This window comes from uncultured Marinobacter sp. (genome assembly GCF_947259545.1).
In the GTDB taxonomy this organism is placed as follows: Bacteria; Pseudomonadota; Gammaproteobacteria; order Pseudomonadales; family Oleiphilaceae; genus Marinobacter.
Window position 1 is genome coordinate 674,932 of record NZ_CAMYMK010000007.1, and the last position, 16,329, is coordinate 691,260.

Here is a 16,329-nt window from a genome sequence, read left to right on the forward strand (position 1 = left end):
CAGCTTACTGTTATCTTTCCCTGAGGGCCGTGTGATTTCATCCCTGACTTTCAATATTGTCGCGTTTGTTATCGCCGCCGTGGTCATTACCACCGCCGGCAGCCGGCTGGCACGGGTGGCGGATGAACTGGCTGATCGAACGGGGCTGGGTGAGGCCCTGTTCGGTATCTTCCTGCTGGCCGGCGTGACCTCACTGCCGGACTTTGCCGCTACCCTGAGCGCCGCACTGGATGCCAGGCCCGACCTTGCCATGAGTAACGTTATGGGCAGCATGGCGGCGAACCTGGTGTTCCTGGGCATCGCGGATATCATTTACCGCAAGGCCAACCTCGAACATGCGGCGGCATCGTCCACCAACCTGATGCTGGCTGCACTGTTGATCGTGCTTCTGGCGCTGCCCCTGCTGGCAATTGCCAGCCCGCCGGTTTCCCTTTGGGGAGTCCACCCGATCACGCCGGTAATTGTTGGCGCCTATCTGTTCGGTCTGCACCTGGTGCGCAGCACAGACAACAAGCCCATGTGGATTCCCCGCCTGACTCACCATACAGTGCCAGACAAACCCGATATGAATCTCCAGGGGAGCCTCACAAGGGCCTGGTTCAGTTTCGTCGGCTTGGCTGCCGTCACAGGACTTGCCGGCTGGGTGCTGATGGAAAGCGCCAAAGTGATCAGTGACGAGACCGGGCTGTCGGACACACTCATTGGTGGTCTGTTTACAGCACTGGCCACCTCATCACCCGAGCTGGTCACGACCATTGCCGCCATTCGTCGGGGCGCACTTACCCTGGCGGTGAGTAACATTTTTGGCACTAACTGCTTCAATATGCTGGTGGTGGCTTCAGCTGATGCCGGCTATCCCGGGGGCTCTATCTATCACGATATGGCGCCAATACAAATGACCTGGGGCCTGATCAGTATTCTGATGACCGCGATCCTGCTGATGGGCATGGTGCGGCGACAGCTCTATGGCATCGGGCGAATCGGGTTTGAGAGTGCGTTGATACTGGCGGTATATACCGTGGCACTGGGCATTGTGGTGACTAGCGGGTGACTTTTAACACTGATGCTCTGAATGGCAAGAGCCACCGGGAACCATCTTGACCTGCATCATAGACAATCACCCGTTCAGAGAACACATTGGAACTCGCGCAGGTTCGGTATTGGACCCGGCGCCGCCTTCAGGATGAATAGCCCAATGAGGTTTGCAGAATTCGTTGTCGCAAGGGCCTACTCCTGGTGGCATTTATAACGCGACTCATCAGGACAGAGGGCATTCAAATGAACATTAATCAAGTCATGGTCAGCGAGGTGGCCAGCTGCACAGCACAAACCTCACTGCAAGACATCGCCATGCTGATGTGGAACAACGACTGTGGCGCCATTCCATTGGTCGATGGCGAGGAGCATCCGGTGGGCATCATCACCGACCGGGATATCGCCATGGGTGCTGCAATGCAGCATAAACCGTTGTGGGAGCTACGCGGCGAGGATATTTCCAGGGATCGGGAGCTGTTTTGCTGCCGTCCGGACGACAGTATTCAGAAAGCGCTACAGCTGATGGAAGAGCATGAAGTCAGGCGCCTTCCCGTGGTCAATCAGTACAACCAGCTTTGCGGCATGGTGAGCCTGGGGGACATTGTCTCGTTCACGGGCGCGGGGAAAGCGAAGAAGGCTGCAGATAAACAGATTTCTCCGATGGAGACCATGGAGTTTCTCCGGCACATCAGCGCACATCACCCCAGCCATAAGGCCGCTGCTGCTCTATAGCGGCTCCAGGCAGACAGCAGTCGACCGCATGCTCTAGCGGCGACTGCGTCAATGGTTAAGATGCTAAGGCTTAATATGCCCCAGAACACAGCAGCCGGCTTGACACAGCTCAAAAATCAACCACTAACAGCCAAAGGTTTCGCCTTCCAGCCTGGCGGTTAACTGCTAGGCTAAGAGGAAGACTCAGTCAGTCTCCTTCGTAGATTCAACCTGCCATCAGGAGGAGGTTTCCCATGAGTAGTCAAACCCTTGATAATGAAAAAGCAGAGGCCTTCGCCGGGCATATGCTGGACGTTCTCAACCACGCCGCGCTCGCCCAGATGGCCAGTATCGGTCACCAGCTCGGCTTGTTCGATGTCATGGCAGATTTACCACCTGCGAGCGACAGACGAATCGCAGAAGTGGCCGGGCTGAACCAACGCTATGTACGGGAATGGCTCGGCGCAATGGTGACCGGGCAGGTAATAGACTTTGCCCCCGAGAACGCGACGTATTCACTGCCACCCGAGCACGCCGCTGCTCTTACCCGACACGCCGGGCCGGACAACCTGGCTCAACCCACGCAATTCCTCCCTCTGTTGGCGCAAGTCGAGGAATCCATCGTTGAGTGCTTCCGCAAAGGCGGAGGCTTGCCCTACTCTGCCTATCCACAATTTCACCAATTGATGGCGGAAGACAGCGCCGCCATTCATGATGCCGCGCTGGTAGATTCGATGCTGCCACTTGTGCCCGGACTGATTGAACGATTGAACAGCGGTATCGAGGTGGCTGATATCGGGTGTGGATGTGGACACGCAATCAATCTAATGGCGCAGGCGTTTCCCAGTAGTCAATTTGTCGGCTACGACATTTCCGGGGAAGGACTTCAGGAAGGCCGCAGGGAATCGCAAGAGCTTGGGCTGACCAATGCGCACTTCGAGTTGCGCGACGCAAGCTCGTTGGACGTCAAGAACCGGTTTGACTTCATCACTGCATTTGACGCGATCCACGACCAGGCCGAACCGGCTCGCGTATTGGAGGGTATTGCCGACGCGCTAAGGCCGCAGGGTGTGTTTCTGATGGTTGATTTTGGCGCCTCCAGTCATGTCCACGAGAATATAGAGTTCCCGGCGGGGCCTTTCATGTATACGATCTCCTGCATGCACTGTGTGCCGGTATCAATGGGACTCGACGGACCGGGTCTCGGCGCAATGTGGGGAGAACAGACCGCGCGGAAAATGCTTACGGAAGCGGGGTTTACTCGGATTGAAGTCAAACAGGTCGAGGGAGATATCTTCAATAACTACTTCATCGCCTCAAAAAACTGAAGGATACTACCCTGGAATCCATGACTTCCATTTGAAAAGACCAGGTTCGGGATATGACCTACTTGTTCGTAGCTGCTGTATTCATCGCTCTGGTGCTTCTGGCACTCCGTAACGTCCGCAATACAGATCCGGCGAAACAGTCCTGTGCCAATGACATTGGCCAGCTCATCCGGCAAGACAGAAACGCTACTCCGGAAGACATAGCGAAGGTTTTTGTCAGACATAAAATCCCCCGGTCTGACAGCTCGAAAGTCGGCAGACTGGTTATGCCACAGTTGATGAAAATAGGCCTGGAATCGGAGGAGGCAATGATGATTATGCATCAGGTCCGGCAGGCCTATGCCTTCGTGCCAGAGGCCTATTCTGACTGATAGCGCATGTATTCCCGATCACACTGCCTCAACCACAACATAGACTCCCATCCAGATCATGCATACGAGCTGGATAAAGAAAAACAGGAAACGAACGGTGGCCGCAAGGTCCGAATGCTGAAAGCCGATGTGCACACTCGTCTGGGCTATACGTGCGATCAGAAGGACCACAGCGAGTACATTAAGCACGGGGCTGCTGATACCCGTAGCAACGATAGCAATCACAATCGCACCGTACACCGGCAGGTTCTCGACACAGTTGGCGTGTGCCCTTAGTGCGCGCTTGTACCAGCCCTGCCCCTCGATACGGTACTCACTGAATTCTGCAATGCGGTTGTGGCCGCTCAGTATGTGAAACCAGCGGTAGGTGCCCACAGTCAGGGCCATTGATAGCAGCGTCCAGCCTGCGAACGCCAGTAATACCAATACAGGGATGGACATGGTTACTCCCTCCTTCCAGTCATGCCGTCAGGGTTGTGATCCGGAGCCCCGCCTTCCATGGCACCGCCTGGAGCTCGGATAACGCCGTTTTTTTAGCTCAACCCGGCCGTATATTCTGATTCACCCGGAAGAAGTTCTCCGGATCGTACCGGGTCTTGATTCGCGCCAGTCGCGGGTAATTGGGCCCATAGGTGGCCTGCACCCGCTCGTCGCCTTCTTCCATCATGAAATTGATGTAGGCGCCGCTGGCGTTGTATGGGTGAATCGCCTCCCAGTAATCACGCGCCCATTGGGTGACGGTTTCTGCGTTTTCCGGCTCGGGATCGATGCCGGCAATGACCATGGACCAGTTTGCGTCACGGCAGCTCCAGGCCATGGCGTTGCTGTCTGTGTCGTGCACCGCACCATTGATCGGGTACAGATGCATCAACGACAACCCGTCCGGCGCCTGCGAAGCGTGCTCAATGTGACGTTCGATAGCTTCGTCGGGCAGTTCTTTCACAAAGTCACCCTTCCAGTACCACTGTAGCCCTTTGGGCAGGATGGGGTCGAAGGCGGACTGCCACATGGGAAATGGCATTTGCGTCATCCCGTCCAGCAGCGGTTCGGGCAGCGCCTCCCGTACCGGTCGCATCGCTTCGATACCCTCTTCTTCCGTGCCGTTGTAGCAGGTCATGAGAGCAACTATGGGCCGGCCCCAGAGTGCTTCGGGAAAGAGTTCCACCTTCGGTACTCGCTTGAGCCCCAGGAACATGCCCAGCTCACGGGGCGCCGTAGGCAGGAAATCACGGTACCACGCCATGATCTGCCGGGCGTCGGCCAGGTCCCAGAATATGGGGCCGGCGTAGACATCCTTCACCGGATGCGCCTGGAAGAGAAAACTGGTCACGACTCCGAAGTTTCCGCCTCCGCCACGAATGGCCCAGAACAGGTCCTCATGCTGATTGATGTTGGCGGTTACGATTCGCCCGTCAGCCAGAACAACCTCGGCTTCCAGCAAATTGTCCACAGTCAGGCCATGCAACCGGCTCAGATAGCCGTGGCCTCCCCCCAGGGTGAGGCCCGAAATCCCGGTGGTGCTGACAATGCCAGCCGGAACGGCCAGCCCATAGGCGTGGGTGGCATGATCCACGTCGCCCTGTTCACACCCCGGCTGAGCCCGCACCGTGGCATTGTCAGGGTCGACGTAGACTCCTTTCATCAGTGAAAGGTCTATCAGCAGCCCGTCGTTACAACTGCCCAGGCCAGGCCCGTTATGGCCGCATCCACGCAGCGCAACGAGCAGGCCCTGATCACGCCCGAAACGCACTGCTGTGACCACGTCTGCCGTATCACAGCAGCGGGCGATGAGTCGGGGACGTTTGTCGATCATGGCGTTGTAGAGGGCGCGGACATCGTCGTATTCGGCATCACCCGGCTCCAGAATGTCGCCCCGGAAGGTGCTCTTCAGTTGATTGATGGCTTCGGTATCCATGGTGATCACCTCTCAGGTCACCGGTAATATTTAGTGCCCGGCCAACTGCGGGTGGCCTCAATGATCACGCTACGCGCAGCCACAACCACCGTCATGAGGTGGTTGTCCCGAATGGTTTGATGAAATGAACGTAAGCGGGACAGTTGTCCTAGTGGTCGCCAAATCCCGCTTCCCGGGCCCTGACGATCAGTTGGGATCGGCTGGTGATGTCCAGCTTGCTGCAGATATTACTGACATGATTGCGCGCCGTTTTGGGGGCGATGGACAGGTGTTCCGCAATGGCTTGATTCGATAATCCCCGGGCAACGACTTCCAGTACGGCGCGCTCGCGACCAGTGAGGGATTTGAACTCCGGAGGTGGCGCAGGCTGATCTGCGCCCTGGTTGGTGAGAAAACGGCGGAACTCCGATACAAAAATGGGCCAGCCCGGATCATCGGGCTGCAGTATGTGGCTCTTACCTTCGAGCGGTAAAAAATGGGCGTCAGCTATGTGAGAGGCGAGTTCACGGCCCATTTCGAAGGGGACCATCTGATCTCCCTTGATGTGCACAACCAGTGTGGGTGTTCGCAGCTTCTCCAGTTGATCTCTGATATCGACCGCATGAAATGCGTGCCAGAGCCGCGCGGCACTCTCCGGCTCCGTAGTGATCCGTTGCAGTTCCGCCCACCAGGCGACCTGGTCTGGTGCGTCACAGGGCGACATCAGACGGGCAAATACCTCTCGAAACGCTCCGTGGTGCCGGCCCCAACCGACCTCAATCATTGTTTCCAGAGCGCGGGCTTCTTCCGTCTTGTACTTGGGTGTATCGCTGGTATATCCACCATGAGCATAGGCGTTATACAGTACGAGACGGCTGACTCGCTCGGGGTGGCGAGCGGCATAAGCCGCCGCAACGGCCCCGCCCTGGCAGATACCGAGTAGCGGAAACCTTCGCCACCCCAGGGCATTGGCCACGGCTTCCAGATCCTGAATCCAGACTTCCACTCCCTGCTCGGTCACCTCGTGGTCCGACAACCCTGAGCCTCGCATGTCAAATCGTGCGAGCGTATGCTCCCGCGTCAGCTCTCTCAGCCAGTGCTGCCAGATCGGGCTGTCCCAGTCATGTTCCACATGGGTCATCCAGCCGCCAACACGCATCAATGGCGGGCCTCGCCCTGCCGTCGCGTAGGCGATGCACACTCCGTCCTGACTTGTGCAAAAATTGATCTTCTGTCTCATATACAGACAGTAGACCAGTTCCAGTTAGCTTTTCAATAAACCCACACTACGAGCCGGCTGGCAAATCAAGCACGATAGGAGTAATTTCGGGTTTATAAGCTGCGCATGCAGGGCCAGTGACTGGTAGTCCCTATTCAGTCACTGACCGTTGTAGAACATGCCGGCTCCATCAGCAAAACCACTGGAGTCCTGTCATGAACACAACGTTTCGCTTTGCAATTCTTGCGGTCACTCTAAGCCTGTCCCTTCCCTCTTTGGCGTATCAGGGATACACGAACGGTGGAACTTCAAACAGTACCGAAGATTCCATCGGCACAATCAATTTCCATGCAAACTGCGATGACGATGTGCGCGCTGACGTCGACCACGCGCTGGGAATGATGCATCACATGATGTACACCCAGGCCCGCGCCGAGTTCGGGACCATTACCCAGACCGACCCAGACTGCGCCATGGCCCACTGGGGCATCGCCACGACTCTGTTCCAACCACTATGGGGCACCACACCGAGCGCGGGGGATATCACCCAGGGGCGCCAGGCTATCCAGAGTGCCCGTGATGCGGCCGGGAATGAGCGGGAACGGCTTCTGATCAACGCTACCGCAGCCTTCTTCGAGCCCGACACCGATCAGCTCCGGGAGCGCCTGGCCGGCTGGATTAAAGGCATGGACAAAGCCTATCAAGCCTTCCCGGATGATCTGAACGTGGCCACGCTTTATGCGCTGTCGCGCCTGACCCTGGCGCTATCCGCCGAAGACCGGAAAGCATTGCTCGACGAGGCAGAAAGGGTGTTGCGCGCGGCCTGGGAGGCCGAACCCACCCACCCCGGAGCGGTTCATTATTCCATCCACGCCACTGACGCTGACGGTCGTGCTGCCAATGCGACTGAAATCGTGGATTCCTATACAGAGATTGCCCCCAGTGTCCCCCATGCACTGCATATGCCTTCACATATTTACGTCCGGCTGGGCGACTGGCCCCGGATGATCGACTGGAATCAGCAGTCATCAGAGGTGGCGGTTAATCACAAGGTCGATGGCGCTACGTCGTTCCATTACATCCATGCTCTGGACTATCTGGTCTATGGTCACCTCCAGCGCGGTGAAGACAGTGCTGCCCGGGATGTCTGGGAATCCGCCCGGAACAACGGTCCGCACCAGGGGAACTTCCCCGGCGCGTTTCACCTGGCTTCCATCCCGGCACGATTGGCCGTGGAAACACGGGATTGGAAGGCGGCTGCCGCCATTACTCCGCGTGCCGTGGACTATATAAGCTGGGATCAATTTCCATGGCCTGAGGGCCTGAGTTGGTTTGCCCGTGGACTGGGAGCCGTTCACACCGATGACCTGGACACCGCGCTGGAGGCCGAACAACGGTTGGCTAAACTGGCGGAAACCGCCAAGTCCGCCGCCGATCCGCGTTTTGCTACCTATATTGAGGTTGATCGGAGGATCCTTGCCGGCTGGATTGCGAACGCCGAAGGTGAGCCTGAGCGCGCCATTGAACTGATGCGCTCAGCCGGAGAACTGGAAGCCACCGTCGAGAAGCATCCGGTCACCCCGGGTGCCCTGCTCCCGCCCTACGAGGCCCTTGGCGACCTGCTGCTTGCCCTGGATCGCCCGGCAGAGGCCCTGGCCGCATACCAACAGTCCAATCGCACCTGGCCACAACGCTATAATACTCTGGAAGGAGCTGCCCGCGCGGCCGATGCATCCGGAAATGCCGAATCCGCCGCGCTCTGGTCCCGTCGGCTGCTGGAAACCGCCCCGGGAACCGAGCGCAAATCAATCAACCAAATAAAGACACTGGCAGGGAGGTCTTAGGATCCCTCATACGAGAAAAGGAGATATTCCATGAGTCATTTGAGCGTTCAGGAACTTGAGAAGGTTGCGGAGGCTTACGAGCAATTGCTGGCCCCCGCATTGTTCGAGCAATGGGCAGACCGGCTGGCAGATGCCGCAGAGATCCAGCCTGGTCAACGCGTACTGGATGTTGCCTGCGGCACTGGCATATTGGCCCGAACGTTGGCCTCACGGGTTGGCGAAAGTGGCGCCGTCTCCGGTGTGGACATCAACCCCGGTATGCTGGCTGTGGCCAAACGCAACTCGCCGGGCATTGAATGGCAAGAAGGTTCCGCAGAGGCGTTGCCCTATGATGACGATCAGTTCGATGCCGTACTCTGCCAGCTAGGACTGATGCTCTTCTCCGCCCCGGAGACCGCGCTCCGGGAGATGAAACGTGTCTTGAAGCCCGGCGGACACCTGGCGCTGGCGGTTTTCGGGTCCTTCGACCAGCTACCAGCCTACGCGACTATGGCAAGCATCTATGAGCGCCTTATCGACCCAGGTGTGGGCAATGCACTTCAACTCCCCTTCTCGATGGGCAATAAGGACCGGCTTGCTTCCTTGTTCGAAGAAGCGGGCATCCAGGCGCCAGTGATCATTACCCATGAGGGCACAGCGCACTTTGACAGCGTCAGGAACATGGTGCTTGCCGATATCAAGGGCTGGTTCCCCTTCGCGGGCATTGAACTTGGGGAGAGCGCGACAGAAGCGGTGGTGAAGGAAGCCAGCAAGGAACTGGCGTCATTCCAGACCTCACAGGGAGCCGTGGAGTTCAAGCTGCCTGTTCATTTCATTACTGCGACCAAGGCCTGAGTCGTAGGGTTGGACATAAGACCCGTCCACCAGGCGGGTCTTATGTCGTTGGAGGCCTCGTGATCGTCTTTTAAGGGAGTAAAAGTCATGTACGATCGAGCGAAGAAGCTTGTGCGTCGCTTCGAAAAAATTCCTGCCATCAATAACGCACTGAACCGACGTTATGCAAAAGAGTTCGCTACTGCCACGAATGTAAACTGGTTCAAGGGTGTGTACCCGGATTTTGCAACGGCAAGTGCGGATGCCCCCGCTAGTAAACCGCTTGGTTATGACAACGATGCCCCTGCGTCCGCCGACATGTATCGATTTCGTATGCAGGCGATCTCACCCTGCGATTACCCGGTCGCGTTCTGGCTCAACAGGTTAATGCAACCCAATCAGAAGCTGATCGATTTTGGTGGTCACGTCGGTGTGTTGTACTACGCACTCACCAAATACCTCACGTTTCCGGAGCCGTTCGAGTGGGAGATTTACGACGTTCCGGCCGTCATCAGGGAAGCCCGGAAATTTGCCGCCGAAAATGGCAATTCCGCCCCGTTGAGTTTCTCTGAAGATCTGACCCAGTCGACTCCCAGTGATTGGGTATTGTTCTCCGGTTCATTGCAATACGTAGAAGATTCGCTGAGCTCGATCATCAGCCAGTTACGGAGCCGGCCAACCTATATATTGATTAACATGCTGCCCGTCCACCCGGATAAAAGCTACGTGACCCTGCAAAACATCAGCACTGCGATCTGTCCCTACAGAATCCACAGCGCGAGTGAACTCCTGGAGGAGATTGAGAAACTCGACGGCGAAGTCATTGACCAGTGGAAAAATGCTGACAAGGCCTGCCAGATTCCATACCACCCTGACCACTCTCTGGATTATTACTACGGTATGTTGGTAAGGCTAAACCCTGCTCAAGACACCACTAACCAGGCCCCACCGGAAATGAGCACTACGCCGAGGCCATAGTCCAGCCAGTTGCCGGTAGGGATTGTTTTCTCGATCAGCACGTAGACCGCCAACCCGGCGATCCAGTACAGGTTCATAACGCCACCAAAGAACAGCAGCAGCATAAGCACCCAACAACAGCCCAGGCAAAAAACGCCGTGCTGCAGGCCCATGATGAACGCGCCACGGGTGCCCGGCCGCCAGTGAGTGGCTATGTACATGGCTGGCATCCGGCAATGCCGAAGGCAGGCCTGCTTGAGTGGGGTGAGTTGATAGATCCCGGCGACTATCAATATCCCTGCCCCCAGCAGCTGACTGGTTAACGCCATGTCCGCCAGCAATCCTGCCTGTTTGATCCCCCAGTGCAGTCCTGTCGCCAGCAAACTGAAACCCGCCCAGGCCAGCAGGTAGCTCACCGTAAACAATGTGGTCGGTACATAGGGATTGCCACTGTTACGGTGCCTGCGATTCACAGCAGCGAACAGCAGGATCATTGGGGTCGCACCGGGCAGCATCATCGCGATCATCATGATCCACCACATAAGGAACATGATGGTTGCGTAGCCGGGTGACCAGTCAGTTGACGCCATGGCAGACATATCCATGCCTGCACCGGCGAGCAGATAGCTCCAGCTGGCCACGATGACGACGGCGAGAAGCGCCAGCACGACCCACCGATCTCTGTGAAGTAAACGTTCCAGGCCTTGATCAGATTTAACACCAATTTCCATTACAGGCTTGTAACTCCCAGTTCGAAAACTATTCTTAAGTATAGGTAGTAACCGAGGTACGCAACGTTTTGCCTATCTATTCGTTGAACAATTGCGATGTATGTACCACCTCCTGCGAGGTCGTCAGGGCTTTGCACGCGGCTTTGTTGCTGCACTTTTTCAAACCCTATTCCCCTACTCCCTACAAGGAGGAACAATCATGAGGAAGCTAACATCAGTCGCAATGCTTTGTGCATTATCCGTTCCCGGATTCGCTCAGGCGGACTGCGGAGAAGTATCCATCACCGAGATGAACTGGGCTTCCAACACGGTGGTGACCAGCGTTGCCAAGTTCATCATGGAGCAGGGCTACGGCTGTGATGTCACCGTGGTGCCCTCTGATACCATTCCCGCTGTGACGTCGGTTGCCGAGAACGGCGAGCCGGACATTGTCACCGAACTCTGGCTCAACTCCGCTGGCGAGGCCTACCTGAAGCTGGAAGAACAGGGCAAGGTAGAGCGTCTTGGTAAAGTACTGGATCCGGGTGGCGTCGAGGGTTGGTGGATTCCCACCTATCTCGCGGAAAAACACCCGGAACTGACCACCATCGAAGGCGTCATGGCTAACCCCGAGCTGGTGGACAACCGCTTTAACAACTGCCCGAGCGGTTGGGGCTGCCGTGTGGTCAGTGACAATCTGATCCGGGCCCTTGATCTGGAAGCCTCTGGTATCGAAGTGTTCAACCACGGTTCCGGCGAGACACTGGCGTCTTCCATGGCGTCTGCCGTACAGGACGAAGAGCCCTGGTTCGGCTACTACTGGGGGCCCACCGTTCCCCTCGGCAAATTCGATATGACTCGCGTCGAATTGGGTGACTACAAACCCGATGTCCACACCCGCAATCAGACCCAGGATGTCGATAATCCTGGCGTATCCGAGTTTCCGGCGGCCCCGGTGCTGACTTCCGTCACCACCGACTTCAAGGAGCGTGAACCGGAAGTGGCCGAGATGCTCAGTAAGCTGACGTTCAAGACCGACACCATGAGCGCCCTTCTGGCGTGGATGGATAAGAGCAATGCATCAGCGGAAGAAGCGGCGGTTTATTTCCTGAACAACAACAGTGACGAGTGGTCCAGCTGGCTGAATGATGACGCCAGGGAGCGCCTTGCTTCTGTACTGGAATAATATCCGGACCTTGAGGGCAGAGTCGGAACACTGACTCTGCCCTCGAGCAACCCTGTGCAGCGCCACAATCCTGACGACTCAGGGGAAACTGAACCCACATGGCTACCTACGACTTTCTGTTCTCATCGCTGGGACTTGAAGAGTGGTGCGCTGGAGACACCAGCGATAGTCCCCTGTCCATGGCGGATTTGCTTAGAAAAACCAAAGGCACAGAAGCTGAACCTGACTCCCTCTGGGATCTGCCCTTCCCTTCAATGGATGCGCTCCACGAATCCTGCGCCTCCTTCCCACAATCAAGGGACCTGACCAAAGGGCTCGAGCAAGGCTTTCTGGACATCAAGGACAACCTGAGCGTTGTGCTGGACCCGCTGACGCAACCCCTGAGCTGGTTCCTCGACGGCACCCTCTACGGCATGCTCAATACCCCCTGGTGGATCGTCATTCCGATACTGCTGGCGGTGGTGTTTGTGGTTTCCAAGTCCTGGAAGCTGGTGGTCTTTGTCGGTGTCAGCCTGGCTCTGCTGGCATTTATCGACTATTACGAATACGCGATGCAGACGCTGGCCATCATTTTTGTCTGTGCCTTCCTGTGCGTCATCTTCGGCGTTCCCATCGGTATCGCCATGTCCCGAAGCGACATGATGCAGCGGCTGACGATCCCTGTGCTGGATATGCTGCAAACGCTGCCACCGTTCGTATACCTGATTCCGTTGATTTTCCTGTTCAGCGTGACCGAATCCAAGCTGTACGGCATCGCCATCATTCTCTACGCCATAGTGCCGGTGATCCGTCTCACTAATCTCGGCATTCGCCTGGTGGACAAGGATGTGATTGAGGCCGCCGATGCCTTTGGCATGACCAGCCGGCAGAAACTCTACAAGGTTCAGATCCCACTGGCATTGCCCAACATCATGGCTGGCGTGAATCAGACCATCATGATGAGCCTGGCGATGGTGGTCATCGCCTCCCTGGTGTCCGCGCCCGGCCTTGGCGTACTGGTACTGCAGGGCATTCGCAACCTCGAGCTTGGTGTCGGGCTTGTGGCAGGGCTGGGTATCGTGATTCTGGCGGTGATCCTTGATCGGGTAACGAAGGCTTCGCTGGCACGTATTAACGCTGCACAGAAACAGTAAGGGAGCGAATTGTGGATCGGGGTATCAAGATTTCCATCCGGAACCTGTACAAGATTTTTGGCCCCACGCCCGAGATCGCTCTGACCTACGTTCGACAGGGCATGGGCAAGGCCGAGTTGCTGGAGAAGCACAATCATGTGCTGGGCCTTCAGGATATCAATGTGGACGTCCACGAGGGCGAGATTACCGTCATTATGGGGCTGTCGGGTTCCGGCAAATCCACCCTGATTCGTCACCTGAACCGGTTGATCGAACCAACCGCTGGAGAAATCGAGGTCGACGGCGAAGACGTGCTGCAGTTCGATGAAAACAAACTACGTAAGCTGCGGCGGGAACGGATGTCGATGGTGTTCCAGAAGTTCGCCCTGCTACCCCACAAGACCGTGCTGGAAAACGCCGGAATGGCCTTGTTGGTGCGTGGTTATAAAGTGCAGGATTTTGAGGCGGAGGCTAGAAAGTGGCTCGCCCGTGTGGGCCTGGAGGGCAACGAGAACCAGTACCCGCACCAGTTGTCCGGCGGCATGCAGCAGCGAGTGGGCATTGCCCGTGCCCTGGCGTCAAATTCACCAATCATGCTGATGGACGAAGCGTTCTCAGCCCTGGACCCGCTAATCCGTTCCGACATGCAGGACCTGCTACTGGAACTGCAGGGCGAGCTCGAAAAAACCATTGTATTTATCACCCACGATCTGGACGAAGCACTGAAACTGGCGGATCACCTGGTTATCCTCAAGGATGGCTACGTTGTCCAGCAGGGCGAGCCCCAGGACATCCTGATGCACCCCAACGACCCTTATATCATCGACTTTATCAGCGACATCAACCGCGCGCGGGTGCTCAGGGTTCGCTCCATCATGGAGAAAACAACCGAGGCCCCGGAACACTGCGCTGGCGATATTTCCGAACGGGATAATCTGGAATCGGTGATTGCCATGTCCGAGGGTGATACCGACCACACCTACCGGGTAATGCGTAAAGGCAAACAGGTGGGCGTGCTCGACATGAAAGAACTGGTGAAAGCTCTGGTGCCCACGGATGCTGCGGAAGGCAATGAACGGGCCCGGTATTGATCGGTCAGTTACCCGTTTTCTGCCGCCAACTCTCTGACTCGTTGGAAGTCCTCCTCACTGAACACCCCGTTCACCCCTGAGATGGCCGCCAGCTTCATGCCGTGCCTGAGGCCGAGTTTGTAGATTTCCCGCACTTTTTCCCATTCAATGTTACGGCCCAGAGTGAAGTTCTCGAATCGCGCTTCCAGTGCCAGCACAATGGTTTCCGCCAGGCAGGCATAGACCACCCCGTCGGACAGGCCAATGTCCTTCATGGCCACCTCTCCGGGTAACTGGATTTCACCGGATTCGATCACCAGCACATCCGGACGTTGGGCGACATCTTCCGCTGAAATATCCAGGGGTCGTGCAACGTCGGTAATCACACAGCCGGGTTTGACCTTCATGATGTCCAGAATGCGTTTGCCTGCTCCGGATGTGGCCGTGACAATCATGTCCATGTCCGCCAGGTCACGTTCAGCAGAGCCTGCCACATGCACGATGGCCCCTGGCGTTTCCTGCTCGATACTTTCCTTCAGGGCCAACAGCTTCGCCGGTTCTGGGGCCGCGAGATACACTTCATCAACCGCTTTGGCCAGTAACCGCGCACATACCGACCCGATCGCTCCGGTAGCACCTACCACCATCGCTTTACCGGCGGCCTTGCCACTGGGCCCGATGCTTACCCGCCCTATTATTTTCATGGCATCATGGGCTGCCCAGAGTGCGCCAGAGGCACTGTAACTGTTGCCGGTGGTAATCGGCAGTGGCGCGCGTTTGGCTACCGTAATGCCCGCATCACCGACCACCTTGGTGAAAGCGCCGAGGCCCATGATCTGAGCCCCCAGCTTTTTGGCCAGTTTCGCCGCCTGCAGCAGTCTTGCGTAGGTGAACTCCGGACCATGGGCCATGATCTCCCGGGGCGTACCACCCACAGTAATCAGCCAGCCTTCCACTTCATCCCCGGTAGGCGACCGGATACCCGACACCCGGGAATAAACAAACGGGGGTGTGTAAGCCACCGCCTTCTCAACCAGGTTCATGATGACCGGTGGTGAGACGCTGGCGATCCAGTCCAGCGGCGGTGTTTTGGTAAGGTATTGCTGTGACAGCGGGTGAATAACAAAGGCAAATCGATTCACCCGGCGGTAGCCGTCTGGATACAGAATTCTGGGCTCTATGCCCAGCCTCTGAATCACATCCAGGTAATCATCCGGCCCCAGTTGTTCCGGTGTCCTTGAAAGAGCCGTACTGATCATGGCGTCCAGGACATTGACTCCAATCGGCCGCCCCTCCAACCAGGGACTGTAATCCACCACCATGGCTACGCGACGGGAGCGCATCCAGTCCAGAACGGTATCGGTCACGCGCGAGGTGATCACGGTTTTGCCATCCAGCTCATTCGGACCGAAAGATTCAAGATCGCCGATGGACGCAACGATAACGTGGGCGTCGGACGCAGCCTGGCGCAAAGACCCCTTAACCAGGCTCTCACCAAGCCGCATGAGTGGCGTGTGCACGATGCTTTCCACGGCTTTTACCGCCGCCGGTCGAAACATAATGGATGCCGTCAGCGAGGTATAGGTTTCCAGTTGCTTCAGGGACGTAAGCAACCGCGGCACGCCAAAGTCCATGTAGGGATCTGCAAAGAACAGGTTGTCGGTATGCTCTGACAATGCTTTGGCAATCCGATAGCCTGCCTGACCATTCATGAACAGCACACGGGCATTATCGAAGAAGTGCCCCAATTCTGACTGTGTGTGACGAACCGCCCACTCCTGCAGGATGCCCCGCAGGCCAGCACCAGTGGTCACCGGCTTGTCCGGAATCCAGGCCTCCAGGCGGGCGGTATCCGGATGTTCAAGCTGTTCACGCCCGACTTCATAGTGGTCATGAACCATACTCAGACCGATGGCGTCTGCCTGATCATGAATGGACTCCAATACCGCTTCGGCCTTTGACAGGTCCCCGTCTGTTCCAATGCGGATGATGCGGAAAGGCTGGCCCAGAAATTCCGTTTCCATATGGTAGTCGTACTCGGATGAACCCTGGCTGACGCTGACGACGGTTTTCATACAG

Annotated in this window: 15 protein-coding genes; 10 read left to right on the top strand and 5 right to left on the bottom strand. The window is 56.9% G+C overall.

The window, feature by feature from the left end:
• The first annotated feature begins 31 nt into the window (after positions 1 to 31).
• From Q0Y21_RS10860 to Q0Y21_RS10875, 4 genes are all read left to right on the top strand, one after another.
• The gene (locus Q0Y21_RS10860) at positions 32 to 1,051 is read left to right on the top strand and encodes a sodium:calcium antiporter (protein ID WP_297794961.1); all 1,020 of its coding nucleotides are present in this window, start codon (positions 32 to 34) and stop codon (positions 1,049 to 1,051) included.
• Positions 1,052 to 1,278: 227 nt separating this feature from the next.
• Positions 1,279 to 1,767 carry a CBS domain-containing protein gene (locus Q0Y21_RS10865; RefSeq protein ID WP_297794964.1) on the top strand — a complete coding sequence of 163 codons (489 nt, stop codon included), beginning with the start codon at positions 1,279 to 1,281 and terminating at the stop codon, positions 1,765 to 1,767.
• 233 nt (positions 1,768 to 2,000) lie between these two features.
• Positions 2,001 to 3,074 carry a class I SAM-dependent methyltransferase gene (locus Q0Y21_RS10870; RefSeq protein WP_297794967.1) on the top strand — a complete coding sequence of 358 codons (1,074 nt, stop codon included), beginning with the start codon at positions 2,001 to 2,003 and terminating at the stop codon, positions 3,072 to 3,074.
• Positions 3,075 to 3,127: 53 nt separating this feature from the next.
• Positions 3,128 to 3,445 carry a hypothetical protein gene (locus Q0Y21_RS10875; protein WP_297794970.1) on the top strand — a complete coding sequence of 106 codons (318 nt, stop codon included), beginning with the start codon at positions 3,128 to 3,130 and terminating at the stop codon, positions 3,443 to 3,445.
• Between the two features lie 18 nt (positions 3,446 to 3,463).
• On the opposite strand, the gene Q0Y21_RS10880 is transcribed toward Q0Y21_RS10875, so the two are convergent.
• From Q0Y21_RS10880 to Q0Y21_RS10890, 3 genes are all read right to left on the bottom strand, one after another.
• Entirely contained in the window at positions 3,464 to 3,886 is a 423-nt protein-coding gene (locus Q0Y21_RS10880; RefSeq protein WP_297794972.1) for an MAPEG family protein, read from the bottom strand.
• A 97-nt stretch (positions 3,887 to 3,983) separates the two neighbouring features.
• On the bottom strand, positions 3,984 to 5,360 hold the full coding sequence (locus Q0Y21_RS10885) for an FAD-binding oxidoreductase (protein WP_297794975.1): 1,377 nt from the start codon (positions 5,358 to 5,360) through the stop codon (positions 3,984 to 3,986).
• A gap of 148 nt (positions 5,361 to 5,508) precedes the next feature.
• Entirely contained in the window at positions 5,509 to 6,579 is a 1,071-nt protein-coding gene (locus tag Q0Y21_RS10890) for an alpha/beta fold hydrolase (RefSeq protein WP_297794978.1), read from the bottom strand.
• A gap of 194 nt (positions 6,580 to 6,773) precedes the next feature.
• Between Q0Y21_RS10890 and Q0Y21_RS10895 the strand changes: the two genes are divergently transcribed.
• From Q0Y21_RS10895 to Q0Y21_RS10905, 3 genes are all read left to right on the top strand, one after another.
• Complete coding sequence (locus Q0Y21_RS10895) at positions 6,774 to 8,402, top strand: hypothetical protein (RefSeq protein WP_297794981.1); 1,629 nt, start codon at positions 6,774 to 6,776, stop codon at positions 8,400 to 8,402.
• Positions 8,403 to 8,432: 30 nt separating this feature from the next.
• Positions 8,433 to 9,236: a class I SAM-dependent methyltransferase gene (locus tag Q0Y21_RS10900; RefSeq protein ID WP_297794984.1), complete on the top strand. Its 804-nt coding sequence runs from the start codon at positions 8,433 to 8,435 to the stop codon at positions 9,234 to 9,236.
• 87 nt (positions 9,237 to 9,323) lie between these two features.
• Positions 9,324 to 10,193, top strand: a complete 870-nt coding sequence (locus Q0Y21_RS10905; RefSeq protein ID WP_297794986.1) for a methyltransferase, TIGR04325 family — start codon at positions 9,324 to 9,326, stop codon at positions 10,191 to 10,193.
• Here Q0Y21_RS10905 and Q0Y21_RS10910 read toward each other — a convergent pair.
• Positions 10,139 to 10,840, bottom strand: a complete 702-nt coding sequence (locus Q0Y21_RS10910; protein WP_297794989.1) for a DUF2182 domain-containing protein — start codon at positions 10,838 to 10,840, stop codon at positions 10,139 to 10,141. The genes Q0Y21_RS10905 and Q0Y21_RS10910 overlap by 55 nt on opposite strands.
• A gap of 262 nt (positions 10,841 to 11,102) precedes the next feature.
• On the opposite strand from Q0Y21_RS10910, the gene Q0Y21_RS10915 reads away from it, so the two are divergent.
• The 3 genes from Q0Y21_RS10915 to Q0Y21_RS10925 all read left to right on the top strand — a co-directional run bounded on the left by Q0Y21_RS10915 (position 11,103) and on the right by Q0Y21_RS10925 (position 14,271).
• The gene (locus Q0Y21_RS10915; protein WP_297794992.1) at positions 11,103 to 12,068 is read left to right on the top strand and encodes an ABC transporter substrate-binding protein; all 966 of its coding nucleotides are present in this window, start codon (positions 11,103 to 11,105) and stop codon (positions 12,066 to 12,068) included.
• Between the two features lie 98 nt (positions 12,069 to 12,166).
• Positions 12,167 to 13,201: an ABC transporter permease subunit gene (locus tag Q0Y21_RS10920; RefSeq protein WP_297794994.1), complete on the top strand. Its 1,035-nt coding sequence runs from the start codon at positions 12,167 to 12,169 to the stop codon at positions 13,199 to 13,201.
• A gap of 11 nt (positions 13,202 to 13,212) precedes the next feature.
• Complete coding sequence (locus Q0Y21_RS10925) at positions 13,213 to 14,271, top strand: betaine/proline/choline family ABC transporter ATP-binding protein (RefSeq protein ID WP_297794997.1); 1,059 nt, start codon at positions 13,213 to 13,215, stop codon at positions 14,269 to 14,271.
• Positions 14,272 to 14,279: 8 nt separating this feature from the next.
• On the opposite strand, the gene Q0Y21_RS10930 is transcribed toward Q0Y21_RS10925, so the two are convergent.
• Positions 14,280 to 16,325, bottom strand: coding sequence for a dehydrogenase (locus Q0Y21_RS10930; RefSeq protein ID WP_297794999.1), 2,046 nt, complete (start codon positions 16,323 to 16,325; stop codon positions 14,280 to 14,282).
• Positions 16,326 to 16,329: the final 4 nt, after the last annotated feature.